Below are 22,571 nucleotides of genomic sequence, written 5' to 3' on the forward strand. Positions count from 1 at the left end.
CTAGCCTTTTGATACAACACCTAAGGAAAAGTACCCTTTGTTATTACATTACCATCCCTTAATCATTTATAAACATCAGGTTTGCAAACAAGCTGATACGATTCTAGCAGAAATGCTCTTTATAAGAGATTTTTCAAAAGAACAACTACAAAGAGACTACGATTTTTATGAAAAAGTGACAATGCATGACTTATCTTTGTCTTGATCAATATTCAGTATTATGGCTAGCCGGATTGGACAAAGTCAAAAGGCATATGATTATTTTACGGATACACCATTGATAGATTTAAAAGATTTATAAAAAAATGTCGTTGATGGAATTCAGGCTGCTAATATGGGTGGCAGCTGGTTAAGTCTCATATGCGGTTTTGCTGGATTGTATTACGATAAAGGTATAAGAATGACAAATTTTTTACCTGTTGCTATTAGCGAGCTAGTATTTCAGATAAAGTACCTGAATGAGGTAATTCAAGTAATTCTTACTCAAGAAGAGATCTATTGCGAATTACAACTGTTTACTAAACTTATTTTTGAACAAAATGGGAAGACTGTTTATATTAAAAGGAGATGAAAATAATTGCCTGCAACCATAAGAGATGTCGCTAAAACGGCTGGGGTATCAATCTCGACTGTTTCTAAAGTGTTCAATGAGTATACGGATATAAATCAAAAAACAAAAAAGCGAGTTTTAGCAGTTGCCAAACAACTAGATTATGCACCAAATATGGCAGCACGCACACTATCCTCTAAGACTCAAAAAACGATTGCGCTAATTTTGAGTGAATTAAATATTAATCGTAAGTCTACAATGCCTTTGGAAGTCTTAAGTGGAGTCTATAAATACACGGAACAATCAGATTTTGAATTCGTTTTTTATGGAACCAGTACTGAAAAACAGAAAGAGAAGACTTTTCGTCAGTTTTGTAATGAACATAATATCACTGGAGCAGTTGTTCAGGGTTTAAAAATGACGGATTCTTACTATCAAGAAATAAAAGAAACGAATATCCCTACTGTTTTAATTGATATTGATATGAGAAATCCGTATGTAGGAACGGTTTCAATCGATGGTGAACAAGCAGCATTTGAAGCAATTGAATATCTAATCTCTCAGAGTCACCACAATATTGGCATTATTAATGGTAGCCGTGATGCACTTGTTAGTATCTTAAGAGAAAATGGCTATCGTCGTGCATTAGTAGCAAATGGTATCCAACTTAATGAAGCGTATGTCCAATATGCAAACTTTGAAGAAGATATTGCTTTTTTGATTGCTCAAAACTTGTTAAAAAATAATAAGAAAATTACTGCTCTTTTTTGTACCAGTGATATTATGGCTATCGGTGCTATGAGAGGAATAAAGGAAATGGGATTAAATATACCAAACGATATTTCTATTATTGGTTTTGATGATATCATCCTATCCAAGTATGTCACGCCAGCACTCACAACAATTGCACAGGATGCAGAAGCACTTGGTTTTGAATCTGCTAAGTTATTGTCAGACATCATTACTGGTAATACTGGTTTACCGCAACTACGCATTATCCCTCACGAATTGAAATATCGTGATAGTGTAAAGAAAAATGAAAGAAACTAACTATGGGATTAGTATTAATAAATTATTTGATTTTATCTAATCTCCAAAGGGATTTGGGAATAGTTAAATTCTGGAAAAATAACGCGATACTACATCGCAATAACTACTTCTGAAACAGACTATTTCTATGCAGCGACTGTAAGCGTTCAGAGGCTTGATAGATTTTAACTAAGAATAACCCCAGTATTTCTCAGTTATCATAACTGAGGATGATAACAAAGACGAAAAACCTCATATTTTTCCCTGTTAATTAGACATCTAAAATAGTTGAGTCTATACCGCGAGAGTTTTATTTACTTTTAAAATAACAAATACGGATCAAAATCGTTTGGTTTTTACAATTATTTATGACTAAGTTATTCCTATAAAAGAAGGGAATGACGGAAACGAAATACTTATAAGCGACTTTTATACTGTAATGGAACTATCACTTTAATAAATGATGAAGGAGACTCATAATGAAAATAAAAAATGAAGTCATGCTAATCACATATTCAGATAGTTTAGGAAAGGATCTCAAAGAATTATCCATGGTATTAGATAAATATCTCAACGGAGTAATTGGAGGAATCCATCTGCTTCCTTTTTTTCCATCTACTGGAGATCGTGGGTTTGCTCCAAGCGACTATACCGTGGTTGATCCTGCCTTTGGAGAATGGGAAGAGATAGAAAAACTCGGAGAAACATACTTTCTGATGTTTGATTTTATGATTAATCATATTTCTAGAGAGTCAATATTTTTCGAAGATTTTAAAAAAAATCACAACCAATCCAAATATAAGGATATGTTTATTCGCATTCATGAATTTTTCCCAGAAGGAAGACCTACTCAAGCAGATATTGATTTGATTTATAAACGAAAAGATAAAGCACCATTCCAAACGGTTACGTTTACCGATGAATTATCCGAACAAGTTTGGAACACATTTGGTGAGGAGCAAATCGACCTAGACGTTACGAAAGAAGTAGTTAAACAATTTATTCGTGAGACTATTAAAGATATGGCTAGTCACGGTTGTTCATTAATTCGTTTGGATGCTTTTGCTTATGCAATTAAAAAATTAGATACCAATGATTTCTTTATCGAACCGGAAATTTGGGATTTGCTAGATGAAGTCCGAGATGAAGCAGCGAAATACGAAATTGAATTGCTTCCCGAGATTCATGAACATTATGCCATTCAAATGAAGATATCTGCTCATAACTATTACGTCTATGATTTTGCTTTGCCAATGGTGACATTGTATTCCCTATATAGTGGAAAATCAGAACGTCTTGCAAATTGGCTGAAAATAAGCCCTATGAGGCAATTTACAACACTAGATACCCATGATGGAATTGGAGTTGTAGACGCACGTGATTTGCTGACCGATGAAGAGCTAAACTATACGTCTGAAGAGTTGTATAAAGTTGGAGCTAATGTTAAGAAAAGTTACTCTAGTGCAAATTATAACAACTTAGATATCTATCAAATTAATAGTACGTATTATAGTGCTTTAGGAGATAACGACCAAAGTTATTTGATGGCAAGAGCGATTCAATGCTTTGCTCCAGGAATCCCACAAATTTATTATGTAGGGTTACTGGCAGGGAAAAATGATATTGAGCTGTTGGAACAAACTAAAGAAGGTCGAAATATCAATAGACATTATTACACATTAAAAGAAGTAGACGAACAGGTTCAACGATCAGTCGTTAACAAGTTATTTCGTTTATTGGCTTTTAGGAATACTTCAGATGCATTTGATTTAGAAGGAAGTATTGAAATCCAAACTCCTTCAGACTCGGAAATTATTATTCAGAGAAAAAGTCAAGATACAACCTTTGTAGCAGTTTTGATAGCTAATTTAAAAACAAAAGAATTTTCTATTTACGAGAATGATAAGCCAGTACTTTCTCAATAATATCTGCCAAGCCAAATTATTACTTTAACTATCACAACTGAAATTAATAAACGTAAGGCAAATTAAAAGACCACTCCTGAAAATACATGGAGTGGCCTTTTAGTTTATTTCTAGAAGGGTTATTTTATAGGTAATTTGATATAGGAATGAGTACAATCAAAATAGAATAGTCCTAATTAGAAACAATAAAAGAAGATGAGCAGGATAAAAAATATAAAAAAGAATTTTGTTTTGTTTCCCTCTTCTTCCGTTATAAAGTTGAATGAGAATCAGAGAAAATACGGCTGTCAGGTTCAGTAAAAAGAGTAATCCGTTTAAACTATTTCTTAAAGTAAAATTATCATGAAAATAATAAAAAATAAATATGCTCAATATACCTATCATAGAATAATCTACGTTGAAAATTTCACTTAGAATCATTGCTAAAATAAGTACGAGCCACTTACTAACACTTGTTTTGTTGAATCTGTCGAAAATAGCGATACATATAAGACCTATAAATAGTGTGAAGAAAATATTTTGATGAGAAAATTCAAGTATTAATCCAGTGTTAGCTAAATCAAATGGGATTTCTGATAGTAGAGCAAAAACTCCCATTTGGAAAATATATCTTTTTAGATTACTAGTATGGAGAAATCCTTCAACAAGAAGAAATGCAAAAATAGGGAAAGCTAGTCTACCTATTAATCTCAACACAATATCTATTTGGAAAAGCACATAATAAGAACTATCTGTGGGTAATCCAGTTCCGCCAAAGATTGATCCAATACCTATCCCATGATTTAATAAATAAGGTTCTAGTAAAAATGCGCCTATATGATCTATTAACATAGTTAAGATAGCAATCCATTTTAATGTGCTTCCTGTTAAGGATATCTCACCTAATTTATATGATTTTTCCATAATACCACTCCTAATTCTCTTAAACCTTTATCAATAAATAGGGGATTTAGATTATATAGCTATTAATCACTAACTTGTAAAATAATAAGCTACCTTTAGAACAGAAATCCGGTTACATTCAGTTACATACTTCAAGCTCATGTCATCACTATGATATACCTACTATATAGCAACTGAAACATAAATAATAAAAGATGAATGAGTATGATAAAATTGTTAGGAACTAGCATATTTTTCATTTTTAACTTTTTTTAGAAATGTATCACATTCGTTATTTTTATAATAGGTTACAATGAATTATGTACAATCATGTTTTTTAAAAAGAAATGAGCTATGGATTGAAAGTTGGTTGATACAAAAAGAATGAAGCTTATGTATTAGTATACAAGGTAGTCAAAGAATAGCAACTAACGATCTTTTATGTATCTGTCCATTTTTAGTATACCCATAATTGGCAGATGAAAAAGATTCTTTTCGCTGCGTTTATAGTTCAGAATATAAGTACTGATTAAGGGACTTAGGAAGAGATTCGAACATAGAAAAGTTCATTACACATAAAATCCGGATATGTGAAGAGGCTAGGACATCATGTCCCAGCCTCCTCTTTGCATAGATAGACTATTTGATGACGTTAGTTACTGGCACAATCTTAAGTTGTACTTTTAACAGGTTCAGCTCTTTTCAAAATATACTTATTATAGATTTTATCAATTACAAGTGCAATGGCGTTATCACCAGAAACGTTTGCTGCTGTACCAAAACTATCTTGAGTAATATAGAGCGAAATGAGTAGGTTGCCTAACGACCCGGTTGGATCAATACCAACCATATAAACAAACGGAAGAGCGCTCATAATAGCCCCGCCTGGTGCACCTGGTGCAGCAACAAGTGCTACGCCTAAAGTAGCGATAAAGCCAGCCATCATACCAAAACTATGCGGCATATCAAACATTAACAACACAGCGGTCACACAAGAGGTAATGGTTATCACACTTCCCATGAGATGAATAGTCGCGCTCAATGGAATAACGAATTCTCTAATTTCTTTTGACACGCCATTCTTTCGAGCACTTTCCATATTTACAGGAATGGTAGCGGCAGAAGATTGAGTACCTAAAGCAGTGAAATACCCAGGTATTTGATTTTTTAATAAAATAATTGGATTTTTACCAGTATAGAGTCCTGCGAGTATAAATAAGATGGTGATAAGTAACAATTGCAGACCAATTACGACAACGAATACTCTCCAAAAGACAGATAAAAGCGAAAAGACTGCGCCACTGTAACTTAAGTTCAAAAAATTCCCGAAAATATAAATGGGTAGACCTGGAATAATAATGGTATTTAATATTTGAGTAATGATTTCACCAAACTCAGCGAAAAAGTGATACATAACTTCGCCTTTCTTTTCTTTGCGTAACCAGGAGATAAAGACTCCGAATAAGAAAGCAAAGACGATTGCTGATGTGACACCAAATAAAGGTTCCAGAGGGAGAGAGAATAAAGGAGTCAATTCAGTGCCTTCTGTTTGAACGGTTTCTCTGACAGAAGCATCGATAAACAAAGGGAAAAGACTTGAAGCTAAAAAATAAGCAATAAAACCACCAATCAGGGTATTAGAATAGGCTAATAGAACATTGAGGCCGAGTAGCTTCCCAGCTCCATCTGTAAGGTCTGAGATACCCTTGATAACATAACCGACAATCATTAAAGGAATAATAAAGGCTAATAATTGGCTAAATAGAGCCGATATGGTGATGGGGATTTGAAGTAAGAAGTCGGGTATAAAGGTTAACTGTCCCACTAGGACCCCTAAACCAATAGCTATCAATAATTTTGGTACAAGACCGATTTTGAATTTCTTTTGTTTATCTATAATAATTCCTCCATTCTCGACTTAATTCTATATAGAATACTATTTGAATTCTGGTTTGTCAACTTAATTTAGATGAATTTGATTTAAATAAAAGGATGAATTATCCAGGAGAAAATAGATGATAAGGATAAGAATGGATAGAGAATAGTACGAGTGCCGAAAATAGAGTGATTTATGAGTAGTTTTTTTGAAGTATGATTATTAAAGATATCGGATTAAAAATGGTATAGTAGTAATGAAATCATTAACTGATGATGAATGGAGTGATTCTATGAGTAAATATGAAACACCAGATTATGATATAGTGATGAAAGAAGAGGAATATGAGATAAGAAAATATGTTGATTTTTTTACTGTTGAGTATGAAAACAGTAATGATCCAGAAATTAGAAATGGATTTGGCTCTTTGTTTAAGTATATATCTAGTGACAATAAAGAGAATGAAAAAATCTCAATGACAGTACCCGTTATTCAAGAAGAAACGCAAGAGAAAAAGAAAATGGCATTTGTTGTTCCAGGAAAGTATAGGGACCAAATACCAGAACCAAACAATCCAAATCTAAAGGTGAAAAAGTTTGATGAAGGCCTATTTGGATCAATACAATATTCAGGTTTTTCTAATCAGCCAAAAGAATTAAAAATGAAGAAAAAGCTTGAAAAGTGGATACTGGAAAAGGGCTATCAAAAGCAATCAAATTACATGTTAGCTTCTTACAATGCACCTCTTGTACCACCTATGTTCAGAAGAAATGAAATTTGGGTTAGAATTATCAAAGCTTAAGTAAAAAATGATTTTTTTAATAATCAATTAGCAATCAATTAGTATTCTTAATACTCAATTTAATAAGTAAATTGAAGCTTAAGAGTGAAGCATAGGGCATGAAAACAGGAAAAGAATAAGATGATTAAGAGGGATGAAATGAAAAACATTAAACTGACGATTGAGTATGATGGCGGTAGATATCTGGGTTGGCAAAGGCTCGGAGATTCAGACAAAACGATTCAAGGCAAAATTGAGAATGTCTTGTCAGAATTGGCAGAAACAAAAATTGAAATTGTTGGCTCGGGTCGGACGGATGCCGGAACCCATGCCAAGGGGCAGGTAGCCAATTTCAAGACGACATCTAACATGGATTTTTTGGCAATGCAAGACTATCTGAACAGGTATCTCCCACGCGATATTATTGTTAAAGAGCTAGAGGAAGTTCCAGAAAGATTCCATGCTCGCTATAATGCCGTCAGGAAGAAATACAGCTATTATGTCTGGAATAATGTCGTACCATCCGCATTTGAGCGGAATTACAGCTACTATTATCCTGGACAACTTAACGTCGACAAAATGAATGAGGCTTGCAGAAAGCTTGTCGGAACCCATGACTTCATCGGTTTTTCTTCACTCAAGAAGACGAAAAAATCAACGGTCAGGACCATTGATGAAATCACAATCCACAGAGAAGGTGAGCTGTTGCACTTTACGTTCATAGGAGACGGCTTCCTATATAAAATGGTTAGAATTATTATGGGGACGCTTCTAGAAATCGGGGCTGGAATGACGGAACCAGAATATATTGACGCCATATTTGAGAGTGGGATAAGAAGTGATGCCGGGATGACGGTTCCTTCTCACGGACTATTCCTAGATGAAGTTTGTTACGATTGACGAGGCTAGGTGGTCATCCGCTTTAAGGAGCTCTTCGGAAGGATGCAATAAAAGTAGATGGAAATGGTCGAACGGAACAGATGATACTAAAGGATTATCTACTATAAGAAAGATTCCGCCATCATCTTTCCTATCCTATAATAAGATGCAACAAAAAAAGCATGTCACTCTTATAAGAGCAGACACGCTTTTTTTATTCCAGAAAAAAAGGATATCTAAAATATAATCAGTTGAATAATAGGCAAGCAACCTATCTAGTATTAAAGATGTGTCTTTCTTTCCAAATATTCTGATTCAGAAATATTTCCCTTCGCGTATTCTTTCTGAAGAACATCTAAAGGTGTTTCTTTATCAGAAGACGGATTCTGTTTATGGCTAAAGAATTTTCCTGTTAAAAACAACACGACTACAAGTAATATTATCCAAAAAATGCCCATAAACATCATAGAACTTATGCCTCCTCGATTAAACAAATTTAAACAATCATACATCCCTATTCCTCCTTTTTCTTATTAAAACTATTTTTATTAGATTTTAGTTGTATTCATTTTTGGTTTAATCACCCTTCCTACATAATAAGGTTCTTACGGGCAACTCTACCCGCCACGTCTCCCATCCCATTTGAGGGAACCGATAGTTTATTGTATTATGAAGATTTTCCTCACATGTTTTCCTATGTTTACAATTATACAATTCAATTGTGTGGATTTTGTGTAGTTGCTATAAATTTTAGATATAACCTCTACATAATAACCTATAAAATGATATTATTGGGCTAACGGTATAAAACATTCTTGAGGTAATGTTTATGAAGAATATACGCACAAAAGAAGCAAGTGAAAAATGGGGAATAAGTGATAGAAGAATACGAGTGTTACGTCGGAATGGAAGAATTGAAGGTGCAATAAAAGTTGGTCGAAATTGGTCAATTCCTTTTGAAACGGTTAAACTTGTTGATGCAAGAGAGAAGATAGGAAAAGAATACTTTGGTACCTATTACGATTCTAGTTACATTGTCTCGTGAGCTTTCTAATCTAGACATTACCAGCTACGCAAATCACGATAGAGTTACCCATGATGGATAGGGTAGCTTTTTGGCAATAAGCTACTAGTTGTATGATGGAAAACAAAAAAATGTTTTTCTCCCATAGAGCGCATAAAAGGGAAAAGGGGCAGTCAAGCTGCAATTTTGTAAATGAAATAACGTCAAACAAGATTAGATTGTAGTTTATATTGTGAGGTTAAATATATAAGACCTACACACTAAATAGTTTCTAAAGCATTGGAAGATAAAAAATGTTAAGGTAGACTAATGATATAAGGAGTGAAACAGATGATGGAAATTACTAAAAACGCATTGGCTGAGTCACTAAAAAAACAAATGCAAACTATACCACTAGCGAAAATTACAGTTAACAATATTGTTAAAGAATGCGGATTAAATAGACGAACGTTATATTATTATTTTAATGATATATATGATCTATTAGAATGGATTTTTAAAACGGAACTTAAAGAAATGCTTGGTGAAAATAAAACATGTTCATCATGGCAAAAAGGGTTTTTAGAAATATTCAAGTATTTGTATGAGAATAAAAAAGTGGTATTAAACACTTATAATTCTATAGATAGAGATATTTTAGAGAATCATTTATATAACGAATCATTTAACATTATTTTAGAAGTTGTAAATGAGCTTGCAAAGGATTTAAATGTATCAGATAAAGATAAACGATATGTAGCTAATTTCTATAAAATCGCTTTGGTAGGGATAATAATTGATTGGATAAAAAATAATATGGTCGAAGACATTGAAGGAATTGTTAATAATCTTGACAAAATAATTAGTGGAGAAATCTACAGAGCATTATTAAAATATGAAAAATAGGGGAGTCAAATTTAATTTGACTTCCCTATTTTTCATATTTTAATTACAGTAGATAGTTATATTAACCCTTCTAAAGATGTGTTGCTTAATAACTTTTTAATGATAGGTTCAGCTGGTAACGGTCTTCCACTATACATTGCTTTAGCTGCATCAGCCACAACACGTATATCATATTGACCAGGATATATTTCAGGTGGATTTTTTTCAAGTCCAAGTAAAGTATATACAGCCATCATAGCGGAACGAACAGAATATTCAACAGTAAATACACAATCACCTTTAATCTCTGCAAATTGACCTAAAAATGCAAGATTCGTACTACCTTCAGGCACAACTTGTGGTCTATCTCCTTTTACACGAGGCATAAATTGACTTGTGATATAAGGCATCATGGCAGGAATCACAATGGATGTATCACTATATTCATGCATATCATTTTCATCAATACCTAAATGATATAAAAGTTCTTGTAATAATTCTATACCTGTACAGTCACTCATTTTCTTTTCAATAAAATCTCCTTTTTTATCAGGGAATAAACCGTATGCCCAAAGGACTATTACATCATCAGGTTGATCAATAAATTGAGGTTGTCTATTAACAGTGACACTTAATAACCAGTTTGAGTCTTTAACTGTTATTATTCCTCCGGTCACATTTTTATGTGGAGCTATTTGACGTTCAGCAAATTTCTCAATAAGTTCTCTCATTTTAGGACCTTTAGAAGTTATCGTATAGGATTCCCATTTACTTTTATCAATATCGCTACAGAATACTTCAGGTTTTCCAAATGAAGCATCTTTTTTAGCTATGTTTTTCCATAGATTCCAGCAACCGCCCTCACTTCTATCTAATTCAGGTGCTTTATCCATATTTCCAAGTGTGGTATTTTCAGTCATAGATCCATTGGTAAAGAATACTAAATCATTTTCAGTAGTTTTAATAATTTCTTCTTTTTTACCATCACGAGTTAAGTGAATTCCTGTAACTGTTTTTTTATCATTGGTTATATCCATATCTAAATCAGTTACTTGTGTATTTAAGTCAAATAGTATACCTTGTGATTCTAACGATTTTTTAAGTGGAAGAATCATTGAATCGTATTGATTGTATTTAGTAAATACTAATTTTTCCATTTTGCTCATTCCAGGCATTAAATGCATAAAGCGATGCATATAACGTTTCATTTCTACAACACTGTGCCAAGTCTCAAATGCAAACATACTTCTCCAATATAACCACATATCAGTTTCTAAGAATGAATCATCGAAAAATTGTTCAACAGTAGCTGCACCTAAAGAATCTTCTGTTGCAAGAAATAACTTAGTAAGTTGTTTAACGTGAATGTCATCTAATCCAAGAGTTGAAAAATCAAGTTTTTCTCCACGATTAGCAATTGCACGACAATTAGAATAGTTAGGATCAGCTCTGTTTAATTCTCTAAATTCATCTAAAACAGTTCTTTTAGGATCTTCTAAAGATGGTACTCCTCCAAATAAATCCCATACACATTCATAATGTTCTTCCATTTCTCTTCCGCCACGGGCAACATATCCATCCTCTGCATTTCCAGAACCGTCTAAAGCACCACCTAAAATACTATCTTGTTCTATAATAGTAATGTTTTTACCATCCATATGACCATCACGGATTAAGTATTCAGCAGCAGCTAATGAAGCGATACCTCCACCAATTAAATAGGCTTTTTTATTTTCAATTCCTTCTGGTTTTAATGTGTTCATTCTTTCATAATTTCCCATAATCCATTTGTCCTCCTTTTATTTGATAAGTTGAATCTACTTAAATAATAGGACTTTAAAACGATAGAGTAAATTATCAAAAAAGGTCAATTGTGAAGAAATGCAACAAAGTAGTTAATTTGTGTAGGGTTTTGATAAATGATTAAAACCTGAATAATTCGTATATTTGTTGAGAGCTATCCTGCTTAATGGTCCCCCTAGGAGGAGTCGGTCTAAAAATTCATCGACAAAAGCTTTACCGCAATTCATTATGAGGAAATAATAGTGAAATGTGTCATTTAGAAAAAATAGTCGAACATCCTTTATTTGGAAAACTTTTTTCAATAAAAACAGTATCATGCAGAACTATAAATTATTCAGGTAAGCTTAGTTCATTAAAACGAGATTAGTTTATCTATCCTAAAATAATTTTTTTGAGTAATCGCATGAATATAGCCATCAATGCTAAGAGAGGTAACAACGGGTTGGTTTGATTTACGCCTGTATTCAGGATTGTATTCTTCAGGTAAGTACCCATCAGGTACAGTAAATACAATGCTTTTTTCTTCACCTGATTTCAAAGAGAGTCTTTTATTCTTATCGTCCGTTAAAAGATAAAAAGGATTGTTAGATTTTGTGGTATCTTCTGAAATAAAAGCTAATAGAAAAGTAGCATTGGTAATATCCGTCTTCGAAAGATTTGTAACAGTCATTTCCATGGAGGAAGAATTATTGTTACTAAAACTATAGTGTATAGGCTCAACTTTAAGGAGATCTTTTACTTCATCTATAGAGACAGGAGTACTGTCTAAATTTGCGTCTATCGAGCTTGCATTCATAGAACTGTCCTGATTGTCTGTTTGTGGACTACAACCACTAAGTATGGTGAAGCTGAAGATAAAAAATAAAATCAATAATTTTGTTTTTTTCATTGTGGTATGTCCTCCTTTTATTAACTAATACTATCCATTAATCCATATACTATCACATTTTTTTGGGTATAATCACTAACAAGTACGTAAGTCATTACTATTATAATCCGTATTGAAATAACTTAAATGGAAATGAATCAAGTCTATAATTACCCCTATCATTCCTATTCCTAAAGAAATTACTGTATTAATATTCATTCAAGAACAAAGAGTAACTAATTACCTTGACGATGCATATGTATAGGTGTTTTCACGAAAAGATGGTTCTCCATTGTAGTGATGGAACATTAGAGTTAAATTAGATAAGAATAGCGGTAGTATTCTTATCGCTATGCTATTTCTAGTCATAATAAAGAGAATTAAGGATGTTTAATTCTCTAAATATCGATATAAAGTTGTTTTGCTAATACCAGTTTTATCTCTTATTTCAGCCAGACTATATTTTTTACTGTCATACATGATAATTGCTCGTTGTACATTTTCGTCAGGTTTTCTTGGTCGTCCGGTAGTGACGCCTTTTTGCTGTGCTTTACATAATCCTTTTTTTGTATTTTCGCTGATGACATCGCTTTGGAATTCGACAAGGTGCTTCACGATATGACTAAATGGGTATCCACTTCCATCACTTGTATCAAGTTCTTCTTTAATCGATTTGATGTAAGCTCCTTTTTCTTCAATCAACTCCAGTAATTCTACTAAATGATGTGTTGAATCGGCCAGTGAGAAAAGTTTTGCGATTACTACTTTATCCCCTTTTTTGAGGCTATCAAGCATATTTTTTAAATATTTTCTATTCTTTGCTGATGAGTATTCCTCTGCGAAGATTTCTACACAATTCGATTTTCTTAATTCTATTAATTGACTATCACAAGTTTGATCGTCATGATATGGCCTCATATATCCGATTAACATATAGACTCTCCTAACTATAAAAGAAATTTTTCTTTATCATAGCATAAAGTTTGTTTGTTTAGTACCAAAAAGGTTCCATTTTGGGGCTGGAAATGATAAACTGTTTTTATTATAAATCGATCCTGGCTTTTATAATAGTTAAAAGCCAAAAAATTCATATAGATGAGGTGTAGAATAAATTGGTAGAAAAAATAAAAAGAGAATGGTTTTCAAATGTAAGGGGAGACATCCTTGCCGGAATTGTTGTAGCATTAGCATTAATTCCTGAATCAATTGCGTTCTCTATCATTGCAGGAGTCGATCCCATGGTGGGATTGTATGCTTCATTCTGTATCGCTGTGACTATTGCCTTTGTAGGTGGACGTCCAGGGATGATTTCAGGTTCAACCGGTGCGATGTCATTGCTAATAATTCCGTTAGTTAAGGAACAGGGTTTAAATTATTTATTAGCAGCGACGGTCTTAACCGGTGTGATTCAGATGCTCTTCGGTATATTCAAGGTCGCAAAACTCATGAAATTCATTCCGAGAGCTGTAATGATTGGTTTTGTAAATGCGTTAGCCATATTAATTTTCATGGCTCAAGTACCTCATTTTATCGGTGTTTCCAATATGACCTATATTTTCGTTGCAATCACTTTGGCTATTGTTTATATACTTCCTAGATTCGTTAAAGCTGTCCCATCTCCATTGGTTGCAATTGTCGCTCTGACAGCAGTTGCCATTTATACAAACTTTGATTTAAGGACGGTAGGTGATTTAGGAGTAATCACTAAAGCATTGCCAAACTTTTTAATTCCAAATGTTCCTTTTACGTTTGAAACTTTAGCAATTGTATTTCCTTATTCGTTGGCATTAGCGATTGTTGGTTTGCTGGAATCTTTACTGACAGCTTCCATCGTGGATGATATGACGAGTACAGAAAGCAATAAAAATAAGGAATCCAGAGGTCAAGGTATTGCCAATATCATTACTGGTTTCTTTGGCGGAATGGCAGGATGTGCAATGATTGGCCAATCTGTCATAAACGTGAAATCAGGTGGACGTGGCCGATTGTCTACCCTGATTGCAGGACTGTTTTTGATATTCTTAATTATTGTGTTAGGTGATTTGGTCGTACAAATCCCAATGTCTGTTCTTGTAGGAATTATGATTATGGTGTCAATTGGTACGTTTGAATGGTCTTCATTCACATATATACTAAAAGCACCAAAAAACGATGTTGCTGTAATGTTAGTTACTGTTATTATAGTTGTAGTCACGCATGACCTATCAAAAGGAGTGATTGCGGGGGTCATCTTAAGCGCCATCTTCTTTGTGTCCAAAATATCAAAGATTGAAGTGAAAAAACGCGAAGAAAAAACAAAAATGATTTTTGAAGTGGAAGGCCAATTGTTTTTTGCTTCAGTTGAAGAGTTTGTAAGATCATTTGATTTCAGCGTTGAAAATAAAGACATCACTATCAACTTTTTAAATGCACATATTTGGGATGATTCGGCTGTAGGTGCCGTGGATAAAGTGGTTATTAAATACCGTGAAAAAAATAATGCTGTGACCATCATAGGACTGGATTCATCGAGTAAGACAATCGTGGATCAACTAGCTATATACAATAATGTGAGTTCAAAATCGATGTCACATTAAACTAATTCTGGAGGCGAAAAAAATGTACAGAAAAATATTATTGGCTGTAGATGGATCAGAAAATTCTTTACGAGCAGCGAAAGAAGCGATAAAAATTGCTTCGTTAAATACAGCAAGTAAAATTGAAATTTTGTATGTCATTGCTTACTCAAAAACTAAAAATGAAGTCTTGCATTCACATGGAAAAGAAGAATTGGAATTTTCGCGACGCAAGAAAATTTCTCCTATAGAGGAACAAGTGAAATCTGAAAATGTACCTTATGAAATTAAAATATTACATGGAGAACCTGGGCCGACAATTATAGAGTACGCAAATAAGGAACAGTTTGATATAGTGGTTATAGGTAGTCGTGGTCTGAATAGCTTACAGGAAATGGTGTTAGGAAGCGTAAGCCATAAAGTGTTGAAAAGAGTGGATTGTCCAGTTCTTATAGTGAAATAAAAGAAAAGGAATGAAAAGACAATAAATTACTATTTAGCTTTTTAGAGTACGTTTTAGAATGAAATACGGCTATGTAAAATGGCTGAGACTTTTGTCCAAGCCAATTTACGTATGTAGTGTTATTATTGGAAAATAAGAGGTTAGATGGATACATTAGTCAAAAGTATTTTCAAGCCACCAAGTAGGATAGATTAAATATATTGAAGGTATGTGTTTTGTTGCCATTTCTGTCCTTTACTAGTAGAATCAGAAAAAAATTTCTCTAAAAAATTCTTCAGCTGGCGATTTATTAGGTAATGACGTTTTAGAGCATATCATAGTTACAGAAGAGGATGCTTATTCTTTTAGAGAATTTAAATAGAAAAGACTTGAATTTCTATTTTGTACCATTCATTTGAAAGCTAGGTGTTCTAGCTTTCAAATGAATGGTTTTTTATTTAGAACGTTACACTATGGTTGAGTTAAGAAAACAAGGGTCTAAAGTGAATGGGAAATAGATAAGAAGTTATTTAAAAAACTAACATTATACAAAAAGCAGAAAGATATAGCACAAATAAAAGAAGCTATAATAAGTAAAGTTGCTAGTAAAAAACTTGCATAAAAGTTAAAATTAAATATAAAAGTCAATTTCGCAAGAACAAAGGAAATAAAGTTAAGTCCATTGTTTAGCTTGATGTGACTATTAAAAAGACTTATTAGTTTATTTAAAGGAGAGGGTATACATTATTGATACATTTGTTTCGTTTCATCCAATTTTACAGGCCTTAATAGCTGGTCTATTTACTTGGGGCTGTACAATTTTAGGTTCCGCATTTGTGTTTCTTTTTAAAACTGTTAATCGTCAGTTTTTAGATGTGATGAATGGTTTTGCAGCAGGGGTTATGATTGCTGCATCTTTTTGGTCATTATTAGCTCCATCTATTTCTTTTGCAGAACAGAATGATTATGGTTCTTGGTCTTGGTTTCCTGCTGCAACAGGATTTCTATTTGGTGGACTATTCTTAAGATTAATCGATGTAGTCATTCCTCACTTACATTTAAACGAGCCCATAGAGAACCGCGAAGGGCCTAATGTCAAAGTTTCAAAAAACTTGCTTTTATTTCTTGCCATTACAATCCACAATATACCTGAAGGATTGTCTGTTGGTGTAGCTTTTGGAGCTGCAGCAGTTAGTGCAGCAAATGGAGATGCTTTTATGAGTGCTGTCGGCCTCGCGTTAGGAATTGGAATTCAAAATATTCCTGAAGGCTCTGCTTTATCTATGCCCATCCGAGCAGCTGGAAGCACTCGCTGGAGAGCCTTTAATATTGGACAGTTATCTGCTATCGTGGAACCGATAGCTGCAGTAATTGGCGCTATCACGGTTATTTCAATCACGGCTCTTTTACCTTATGCTCTTTCTTTTGCTGCAGGAGCTATGATATTTGTTACGGTAGAAGAATTAATCCCTGAATCTCAAACAAATGGGTATAAAGATAGTGCTACTCTTGCTTTAATGGTTGGCTTTGTTATTATGATGACTTTAGATGTGGCTTTAGGATAAATAAGAGTGAAGTCATTGGAAATATAAAACAGTATGCTATTTTTGATTCAATCTCAAAAGTTAGTTTTTCTAACTTTTGAGGTGTAGTACATAAGCAAAAAAAACGGAGGTCTTTTCATTTCCTGATTAACCCTTTTCACTTTCTATCCCTTATTATCTATGATAGGGTAAATTGGTATATAAAACACATAAGCTATTTTCTGAGTGAATATCAGCTGCTTTTTTTGAACATTAAGTTCGTTGTTTTCTCTCTAAGTAGGTTAGAAATGGAGGATTTTTTAATGAAAGTTATAGTTGTCGGTTCGTCTCATGCAGGCTATGAAGCTGTCCAAACATTATTAAAAGAACTACCTGAAGGAGAAATTCATCTTTACGAAAAAGGGTCTACGGTCTCTTTCTTGTCTTGTGGTATTCAATCTTACTTAGAAGAAGTTTCGAATTCATTGGATGAATTACATTATGCTAATGAAACTTCTTATACAGAGCAAGGAGTACACGTCCATACGAATAGTGAAGTAACAAATATTGATCCTAAATCGAAAACAATCACCGTAAAAACAACAGAGGGTGAATCAAAAACAACGTATGATAAACTAATTCTTACTCCAGGTGCCAAGCCATTCCAATTACCAGTAGATGGAACGGATTTGGAAAATGTCTTTTACTTACGCGGTCGCGATTGGGCTGACCAAGTGAAAAAACGGATGGCTTCAGCGAAAAAAGCTGTCGTCATTGGTGCTGGCTATATCGGGATTGAAGTGATGGAAGCTTTTGTAAAAGCAGGAATAGAAACGACCATTATTGATACTCTTGACCGTGTTCTTCCTACCTATTTGGATAAAGAGTTCACAGATGTTTTGGATAAAGACTTAAAAGAAAGAAAAGTAAACGTCCAAACTGGGGAAATGGTTAAAGAAATTATGGGCAAAAACGGCGTCGTAACAAAAGTCGTGACAGATAAAGGCGAATATGAAGTGGATACCGTTATGATTGCAGCAGGTATTAGACCAGCGACTGAGTGGCTGAAAGAGATTGTTGAATTAGACTCTAGCGGTATGATTGAAGTAGACGAATATATGCAAACTTCTGAAGCGGATATTTTTGCTGCTGGAGATGCTACCACTATTCCTTTCAACCCTACACACAGTAGAGTGCATATCGCCTTAGCTTCTAACGCACGTCGTCAAGGCATTGTTGCAGCTAAAAACATTGTAAAACCTACGATGAAAATGATGGGTGTCCAAGGAACATCTGGATTGTCACTATTTGACTACCATTTTGCTTCCACAGGAGTTAAAGCGATTAATGCGGATCAATGTGAAAAAGAGGTTGTCAGTAGCTATGTAGAAGAAAAAATCCGTCCAGATTTCATGCATAATGAAGATAATATCGTGATGATGAAAATCTATTACGAAAAAGATGCTCATATTATTAAAGGAGCGCAATTAATGTCTAAAAAAGATGTTACTGCGTCAATAAACACAATGGCTGTTGTGGTAGAAGCAGAATGGACGCTCGAACACTTAGCTCGTGCCGACTTCTTTTTCCAACCAGAATACAACCGTCCTTGGAACTACTTGAACGTTCTTGCAATGGAAGCACTAGGAGAATCATACGGTAGTGACAACATGTTATTCTAATAAGTGAAAAAAAACAAGCGATTAGAATATTAACTATTCTAATCGCTTGTTTTTAACTTAAAAGTTTAAAATACAATCCGGTAAACAGAATGACTATCTAATTTTCTGGCTATTTAACAAGCTTTTTTCTTGCTGTTTTTTCCATGAGCATCAAATTTTTTTATCTTAAACTTTGATACTCTAAATCGTTACTATAGGTTATTTTAACTTAGATTAGCACAATGTTATCAAATCAAAGGTTCATCAAGTGGATGAATCTAAAGCTACTAGTAGAACTGAAATGATTTAAATACGTGCTATCCTTTTATTCCTCTATAGTAGAAATTCTAATAATAGCTTGTTTAGCGCTATACGTAGGCATATTTTTAAACAAATTAAGGAGTAAAGGATTTTTATTGTGTTCATTAATAGCTTCTTGGTTTTCCCAATTTTCTATCATGACAAACCTATTAGGTTCTTCAAACGACTCGTAAAGATGGTAGTCTATGCAACCTTCTTCTAGTAGAGTAGCTTCAATTAAAGGCTTAACAGTAGCTAAAAACTCATTTCTTTTATCGTCTTTTACAAAAAAAGTAGCATTAATAATTTTCATGCATAAAATCTCCTTTTTATTTAAATGTTGTTAATGCATCTGCGTTTAAACGAACAGATTGGTATCCAGCATCTATTGATTCACCAATAGATAAAATCATTACCGGCACATAACGTTCTTTGTCTAAATCAAACGCTCCAGCTAATTGGTCAGATTCAAATCCACCAATGGCATTCGTATCATATCCATGACTACGCGCAACAAGCATTAATTGCATAGCGACTAAACTAGAATCTATTTTTACAATATCATTCATTTTTTGTTTTGAAAAGTTCTTGTAGTAAGGGAGAATAACTTCTAATTGTTGATCTCTTACTTCAGAAGACATTTTATTTTCTTCGACGGCTTGGTTATAAATTTCTTCGCCATATTCATAGCACTCCATATCTCCGAAAATTAATATCATTGCAGATGAGGTATCATTTTGAGCAGTATTAAAACGAATAAGTGGTTTTAATTTCTTTTTTTCTTCTTCGCTTTCAACAATGACAAAACGCCATGGTTGCATATTTACTGAAGAGGGTGCGGTTGTGGCTTCTTGAATCATTTCTAGCATTTCTTCATGAGAAATTTTTGTATCTTTATTATATAGACGAACCGACTTTCTTTCGAAGATGATATCTGAAAAATCATTATTTTTTACTTTGTTTTCCATAGTTAAAACCTCTTTCTGTTTAGTTCATTAGTTTGTTCAATAAATAGGATAATTGATCTGCTTCTTCATCATTAAGCGAAATATCTAAAGGTTGCTGCATAGAATGATGCTTTTTCTCACAATTTTCTAAATCAATTTTTGCTTTTTCAGTTAGTTGAACATATAGTTCTCTATTGTTCATTTTATTTCGCTTTCTAGTGACATAATTTTTTTCTTCTAATACTTTTAAATGCCTAGTAACCGCAGAACTATCTATTTTTAATTCTGATTGTATTTGAGATTGAAAGCATTTCCCATTTTCTTTAAGAAACATCATCATTTCATATCTTGTCAAACTGAAACCTGTTTCTTTCTCAAAAAATGAAGTAGTTTCTTGATTTGAAATTTTTATGTTATAAAAAAGCTTGCTGATATCTTTTAATTCCATGTCTATTCTCCTCTCAAGCTAACCAAACTTAACATTTGACTAATCAATCGTTGACGAATCAAATATAAGGCAGATTAATAAAAAAGTAAAGCATTTCATACTATTATAATAATCCAAATGAGTTATAGCATTTCTGGAAACCCGCTAAGAGGCTATTGTCATGAGTTTTTTTTTTGGTTTTCCTGCCCCCCTATAATATAGAAAAAAATAGCTTTATTGAATGTATAATACTAGTTTTTTTAAGATACTGGGATTAATTGGATGACAGCATGAATTCCAAATGTATGTTTTCAATATATAATGAACCATTTTTGGTGCTGAGCGAGTCTGCCCCTCAAAATTTGGAGTTAACAAATACAACATTTAGGAGGTTTCAAAAAGATAAATTATCCATATAAACGAAAGATGAAAATTGTTGCAAGATATAATCCGAATTATTCAAAGAAGATATCCTTAGTATTACTAGTATATTAGAGTATCAATAGTTCTAAGTATTTCGGTTTATCACCTATTTGGTGTATGAAAACCCCTTTTCTGTTGATGAAGATTTTACTAAAATACATAAATAGAGGGATAAAGCATTCTCACTTTGCGAGGCAATCAATGAACATATAATGGAAATGTTCAAATACACTTAAAAATAAAGAATTATCCTCTTGTGGCGGATTAATTCTGATTCGTGAATGCCTCGAAAAAATACAGTTTGAACAATTAATGAAAAATAACCTGTATTTTGAAAATAATCCAGTTCATAAAGAACGAGAAGTATAGAAAAATTAGGATGTATAAGAAACTACGGAGAATCGTTTAGTACTATTATATTAAAATAGACTAGATACTATTTTATAACTACTCATTTATGGTAAAATGATAGCAATAAGAAATATAAGGGGGAATTCTGTCTAATGGACAGTGATAGTATAATGACGATTGTGATTTTAGTGATACTGCTATTATTATCGGGGTTTTTTTCTTCCTCGGAAACAGCTTTTACGTCCGTGAATCGAATCCGATTGCGAAATAGTGCAAAAAAAGGAGACAAACGTGCAGAATGGGCATTAAAACTTACAGAAGACTACAACAATGTTCTTTCTTCAATACTAGTAGGAAATAATATTGTGAATATTGCTTCTTCTTCCTTAGCGACACTCCTTTTCATCAGTTATTTTCCGCAATATGGAGTAACGATTTCCACAATCGTCATGACGATACTTGTATTAATTTTTGGTGAAATTACTCCGAAAGCAATTGCAAAAGACCGACCAGAAAAAGTTGCTAAATTTGCTACTCCAGTTTTAAGTATTTTAATGAAAATTTTAAAGCCGATTAACTGGATTTTTGAGAAGTGGAACAACATGTTGGCTAAACATTTGCAAACCGAAGAAACAAGGATTAGTGGAGAAGAACTTTTATCAATCGTAGATGAAGCAGAAAACGGTGGCTCACTGGAAGATGATGAACATCAGTTAATTCGATCAGCCATCAAATTCCATGATTTGGAAGTAGACAGTATTCTTAGACCGCGTGTAGACGTGGTTGCAGCTGACTTGCAAGATACAGATGAGGAAATACAGAAAATTTTTGATGAACACAGGTACTCACGTATTTTATTATGTGAAGATTCGATTGATGAAGTACAGGGTGTTTTACATGAGAGAGATTTCAATCTTTATTTGCGTAGGAAAGCAAAAGGTGAAGAAGGATTATCACTCACTGAATCAATGAAAGAAGTCATTCACATTCCAGCTATGATGAAAATATCCCGATTATTGAAAATTATGCAACAAAGCAAAGCGCACATGGCTGTGGTTTCTGATGAGTATGGAGGTACAATCGGGATAGTGACTATGGAAGATGCTTTGGAAGAGCTAGTTGGAGAAATATGGGATGAAACCGATAATATCGAAGAAGAAATCATTCTCATTGATGAAGGGAAATATCAAGTTCGCGGTGAGGCTAGTCTTGAAAAAGTTTTTGATTTATTTCAAATTCAAAACGAGGAAAGTTTTTTTTCAAATACAATCAGTGGATTCGTTTCAGAAATGTTAGGTCGTTTCCCCAAAGAAGCCGATCAAGTGATTTATGGCAATATGTTGCTTCATGTAGTGAAAGTAAAAGATACAAGAATATTGGAGATAACGGTAGAACAAAACCAATTAGAATATGTAGGATAGGAGAAAAGAGGGTGGAGCTATTTTTGCGCCAACCTCTTTT

At 33.4% G+C, this 22,571-nt stretch carries 21 protein-coding genes; 12 read left to right on the forward strand and 9 right to left on the reverse strand.

Features of this window, described 5'->3' with window-relative positions:
* Positions 1 to 37: 37 nt before the first annotated feature.
* The 3 genes from BR44_RS12070 to gtfA all read left to right on the forward strand — a co-directional run bounded on the left by BR44_RS12070 (position 38) and on the right by gtfA (position 3,504).
* On the forward strand, positions 38 to 205 hold the full coding sequence (locus BR44_RS12070; RefSeq protein WP_281173141.1) for a hypothetical protein: 168 nt from the start codon (positions 38 to 40) through the stop codon (positions 203 to 205).
* Positions 206 to 577: 372 nt separating this feature from the next.
* Positions 578 to 1,600, forward strand: a complete 1,023-nt coding sequence (locus tag BR44_RS08820; protein ID WP_034551941.1) for a LacI family DNA-binding transcriptional regulator — start codon at positions 578 to 580, stop codon at positions 1,598 to 1,600.
* Positions 1,601 to 2,058: 458 nt separating this feature from the next.
* Positions 2,059 to 3,504 carry a sucrose phosphorylase gene (gene gtfA, locus BR44_RS08825; RefSeq protein WP_034551942.1) on the forward strand — a complete coding sequence of 482 codons (1,446 nt, stop codon included), beginning with the start codon at positions 2,059 to 2,061 and terminating at the stop codon, positions 3,502 to 3,504.
* A 156-nt stretch (positions 3,505 to 3,660) separates the two neighbouring features.
* On the opposite strand, the gene BR44_RS08830 is transcribed toward gtfA, so the two are convergent.
* Positions 3,661 to 4,407, reverse strand: a complete 747-nt coding sequence (locus BR44_RS08830) for a TraX family protein (RefSeq protein WP_034551943.1) — start codon at positions 4,405 to 4,407, stop codon at positions 3,661 to 3,663.
* A 649-nt stretch (positions 4,408 to 5,056) separates the two neighbouring features.
* Positions 5,057 to 6,286 carry a dicarboxylate/amino acid:cation symporter gene (locus BR44_RS08835; RefSeq protein ID WP_156954942.1) on the reverse strand — a complete coding sequence of 410 codons (1,230 nt, stop codon included), beginning with the start codon at positions 6,284 to 6,286 and terminating at the stop codon, positions 5,057 to 5,059.
* 268 nt (positions 6,287 to 6,554) lie between these two features.
* Here BR44_RS08835 and BR44_RS08840 point away from each other — a divergent pair, with 268 nt between their 5' ends.
* Both BR44_RS08840 and truA read left to right on the forward strand, forming a co-directional pair.
* Entirely contained in the window at positions 6,555 to 7,064 is a 510-nt protein-coding gene (locus BR44_RS08840; RefSeq protein WP_034551945.1) for an SOUL family heme-binding protein, read from the forward strand.
* Between the two features lie 138 nt (positions 7,065 to 7,202).
* Positions 7,203 to 7,943: a tRNA pseudouridine(38-40) synthase TruA gene (gene truA, locus BR44_RS08845; RefSeq protein WP_034553183.1), complete on the forward strand. Its 741-nt coding sequence runs from the start codon at positions 7,203 to 7,205 to the stop codon at positions 7,941 to 7,943.
* A 260-nt stretch (positions 7,944 to 8,203) separates the two neighbouring features.
* Here the strand turns inward: truA and BR44_RS08855 are convergent, their stop codons facing one another.
* Entirely contained in the window at positions 8,204 to 8,434 is a 231-nt protein-coding gene (locus BR44_RS08855; RefSeq protein ID WP_034551948.1) for an SHOCT domain-containing protein, read from the reverse strand.
* Between the two features lie 317 nt (positions 8,435 to 8,751).
* Between BR44_RS08855 and BR44_RS08860 the strand changes: the two genes are divergently transcribed.
* Both BR44_RS08860 and BR44_RS08865 read left to right on the forward strand, forming a co-directional pair.
* Positions 8,752 to 8,967 carry a MerR family transcriptional regulator gene (locus BR44_RS08860; protein ID WP_051912658.1) on the forward strand — a complete coding sequence of 72 codons (216 nt, stop codon included), beginning with the start codon at positions 8,752 to 8,754 and terminating at the stop codon, positions 8,965 to 8,967.
* Between the two features lie 309 nt (positions 8,968 to 9,276).
* Entirely contained in the window at positions 9,277 to 9,831 is a 555-nt protein-coding gene (locus tag BR44_RS08865) for a TetR/AcrR family transcriptional regulator (RefSeq protein ID WP_034551950.1), read from the forward strand.
* Between the two features lie 56 nt (positions 9,832 to 9,887).
* Here BR44_RS08865 and BR44_RS08870 read toward each other — a convergent pair whose 3' ends face one another.
* From BR44_RS08870 to BR44_RS08880, 3 genes are all read right to left on the reverse strand, one after another.
* The gene (locus BR44_RS08870; protein WP_034551952.1) at positions 9,888 to 11,591 is read right to left on the reverse strand and encodes an oleate hydratase; all 1,704 of its coding nucleotides are present in this window, start codon (positions 11,589 to 11,591) and stop codon (positions 9,888 to 9,890) included.
* A 374-nt stretch (positions 11,592 to 11,965) separates the two neighbouring features.
* A complete protein-coding gene (locus BR44_RS08875; RefSeq protein ID WP_034551953.1) occupies positions 11,966 to 12,502 on the reverse strand; it encodes a hypothetical protein in 537 nt (178 codons plus the stop codon).
* 369 nt (positions 12,503 to 12,871) lie between these two features.
* Positions 12,872 to 13,414, reverse strand: coding sequence for a recombinase family protein (locus BR44_RS08880; RefSeq protein WP_034551954.1), 543 nt, complete (start codon positions 13,412 to 13,414; stop codon positions 12,872 to 12,874).
* A gap of 179 nt (positions 13,415 to 13,593) precedes the next feature.
* Between BR44_RS08880 and BR44_RS08885 the strand changes: the two genes are divergently transcribed.
* The 4 genes from BR44_RS08885 to BR44_RS08900 all read left to right on the forward strand — a co-directional run bounded on the left by BR44_RS08885 (position 13,594) and on the right by BR44_RS08900 (position 18,683).
* The gene (locus BR44_RS08885; RefSeq protein ID WP_034551955.1) at positions 13,594 to 15,057 is read left to right on the forward strand and encodes a SulP family inorganic anion transporter; all 1,464 of its coding nucleotides are present in this window, start codon (positions 13,594 to 13,596) and stop codon (positions 15,055 to 15,057) included.
* 22 nt (positions 15,058 to 15,079) lie between these two features.
* Positions 15,080 to 15,499, forward strand: a complete 420-nt coding sequence (locus BR44_RS08890; RefSeq protein ID WP_034551957.1) for a universal stress protein — start codon at positions 15,080 to 15,082, stop codon at positions 15,497 to 15,499.
* 725 nt (positions 15,500 to 16,224) lie between these two features.
* Positions 16,225 to 17,043, forward strand: a complete 819-nt coding sequence (locus tag BR44_RS08895) for a ZIP family metal transporter (RefSeq protein ID WP_425393581.1) — start codon at positions 16,225 to 16,227, stop codon at positions 17,041 to 17,043.
* A gap of 281 nt (positions 17,044 to 17,324) precedes the next feature.
* Entirely contained in the window at positions 17,325 to 18,683 is a 1,359-nt protein-coding gene (locus BR44_RS08900; protein ID WP_034551962.1) for an FAD-dependent oxidoreductase, read from the forward strand.
* A gap of 304 nt (positions 18,684 to 18,987) precedes the next feature.
* Here the strand turns inward: BR44_RS08900 and BR44_RS08905 are convergent, their stop codons facing one another.
* The 3 genes from BR44_RS08905 to BR44_RS08915 are packed head-to-tail and all read right to left on the reverse strand — an operon-like array spanning position 18,988 to position 20,357.
* On the reverse strand, positions 18,988 to 19,275 hold the full coding sequence (locus BR44_RS08905; protein ID WP_034551964.1) for a putative quinol monooxygenase: 288 nt from the start codon (positions 19,273 to 19,275) through the stop codon (positions 18,988 to 18,990).
* A gap of 16 nt (positions 19,276 to 19,291) precedes the next feature.
* On the reverse strand, positions 19,292 to 19,930 hold the full coding sequence (locus BR44_RS08910; protein ID WP_034551966.1) for a nitroreductase family protein: 639 nt from the start codon (positions 19,928 to 19,930) through the stop codon (positions 19,292 to 19,294).
* Positions 19,931 to 19,949: 19 nt separating this feature from the next.
* A complete protein-coding gene (locus BR44_RS08915) occupies positions 19,950 to 20,357 on the reverse strand; it encodes a MarR family winged helix-turn-helix transcriptional regulator (protein ID WP_034551969.1) in 408 nt (135 codons plus the stop codon).
* Positions 20,358 to 21,262: 905 nt separating this feature from the next.
* Between BR44_RS08915 and BR44_RS08920 the strand changes: the two genes are divergently transcribed.
* Positions 21,263 to 22,531 carry an HlyC/CorC family transporter gene (locus BR44_RS08920; protein WP_034551971.1) on the forward strand — a complete coding sequence of 423 codons (1,269 nt, stop codon included), beginning with the start codon at positions 21,263 to 21,265 and terminating at the stop codon, positions 22,529 to 22,531.
* The last annotated feature ends 40 nt before the right edge of the window (positions 22,532 to 22,571 follow it).

This window comes from Carnobacterium funditum DSM 5970 (genome assembly GCF_000744185.1).
GTDB lineage: Bacteria > Bacillota > Bacilli > Lactobacillales > Carnobacteriaceae > Carnobacterium_A > Carnobacterium_A funditum.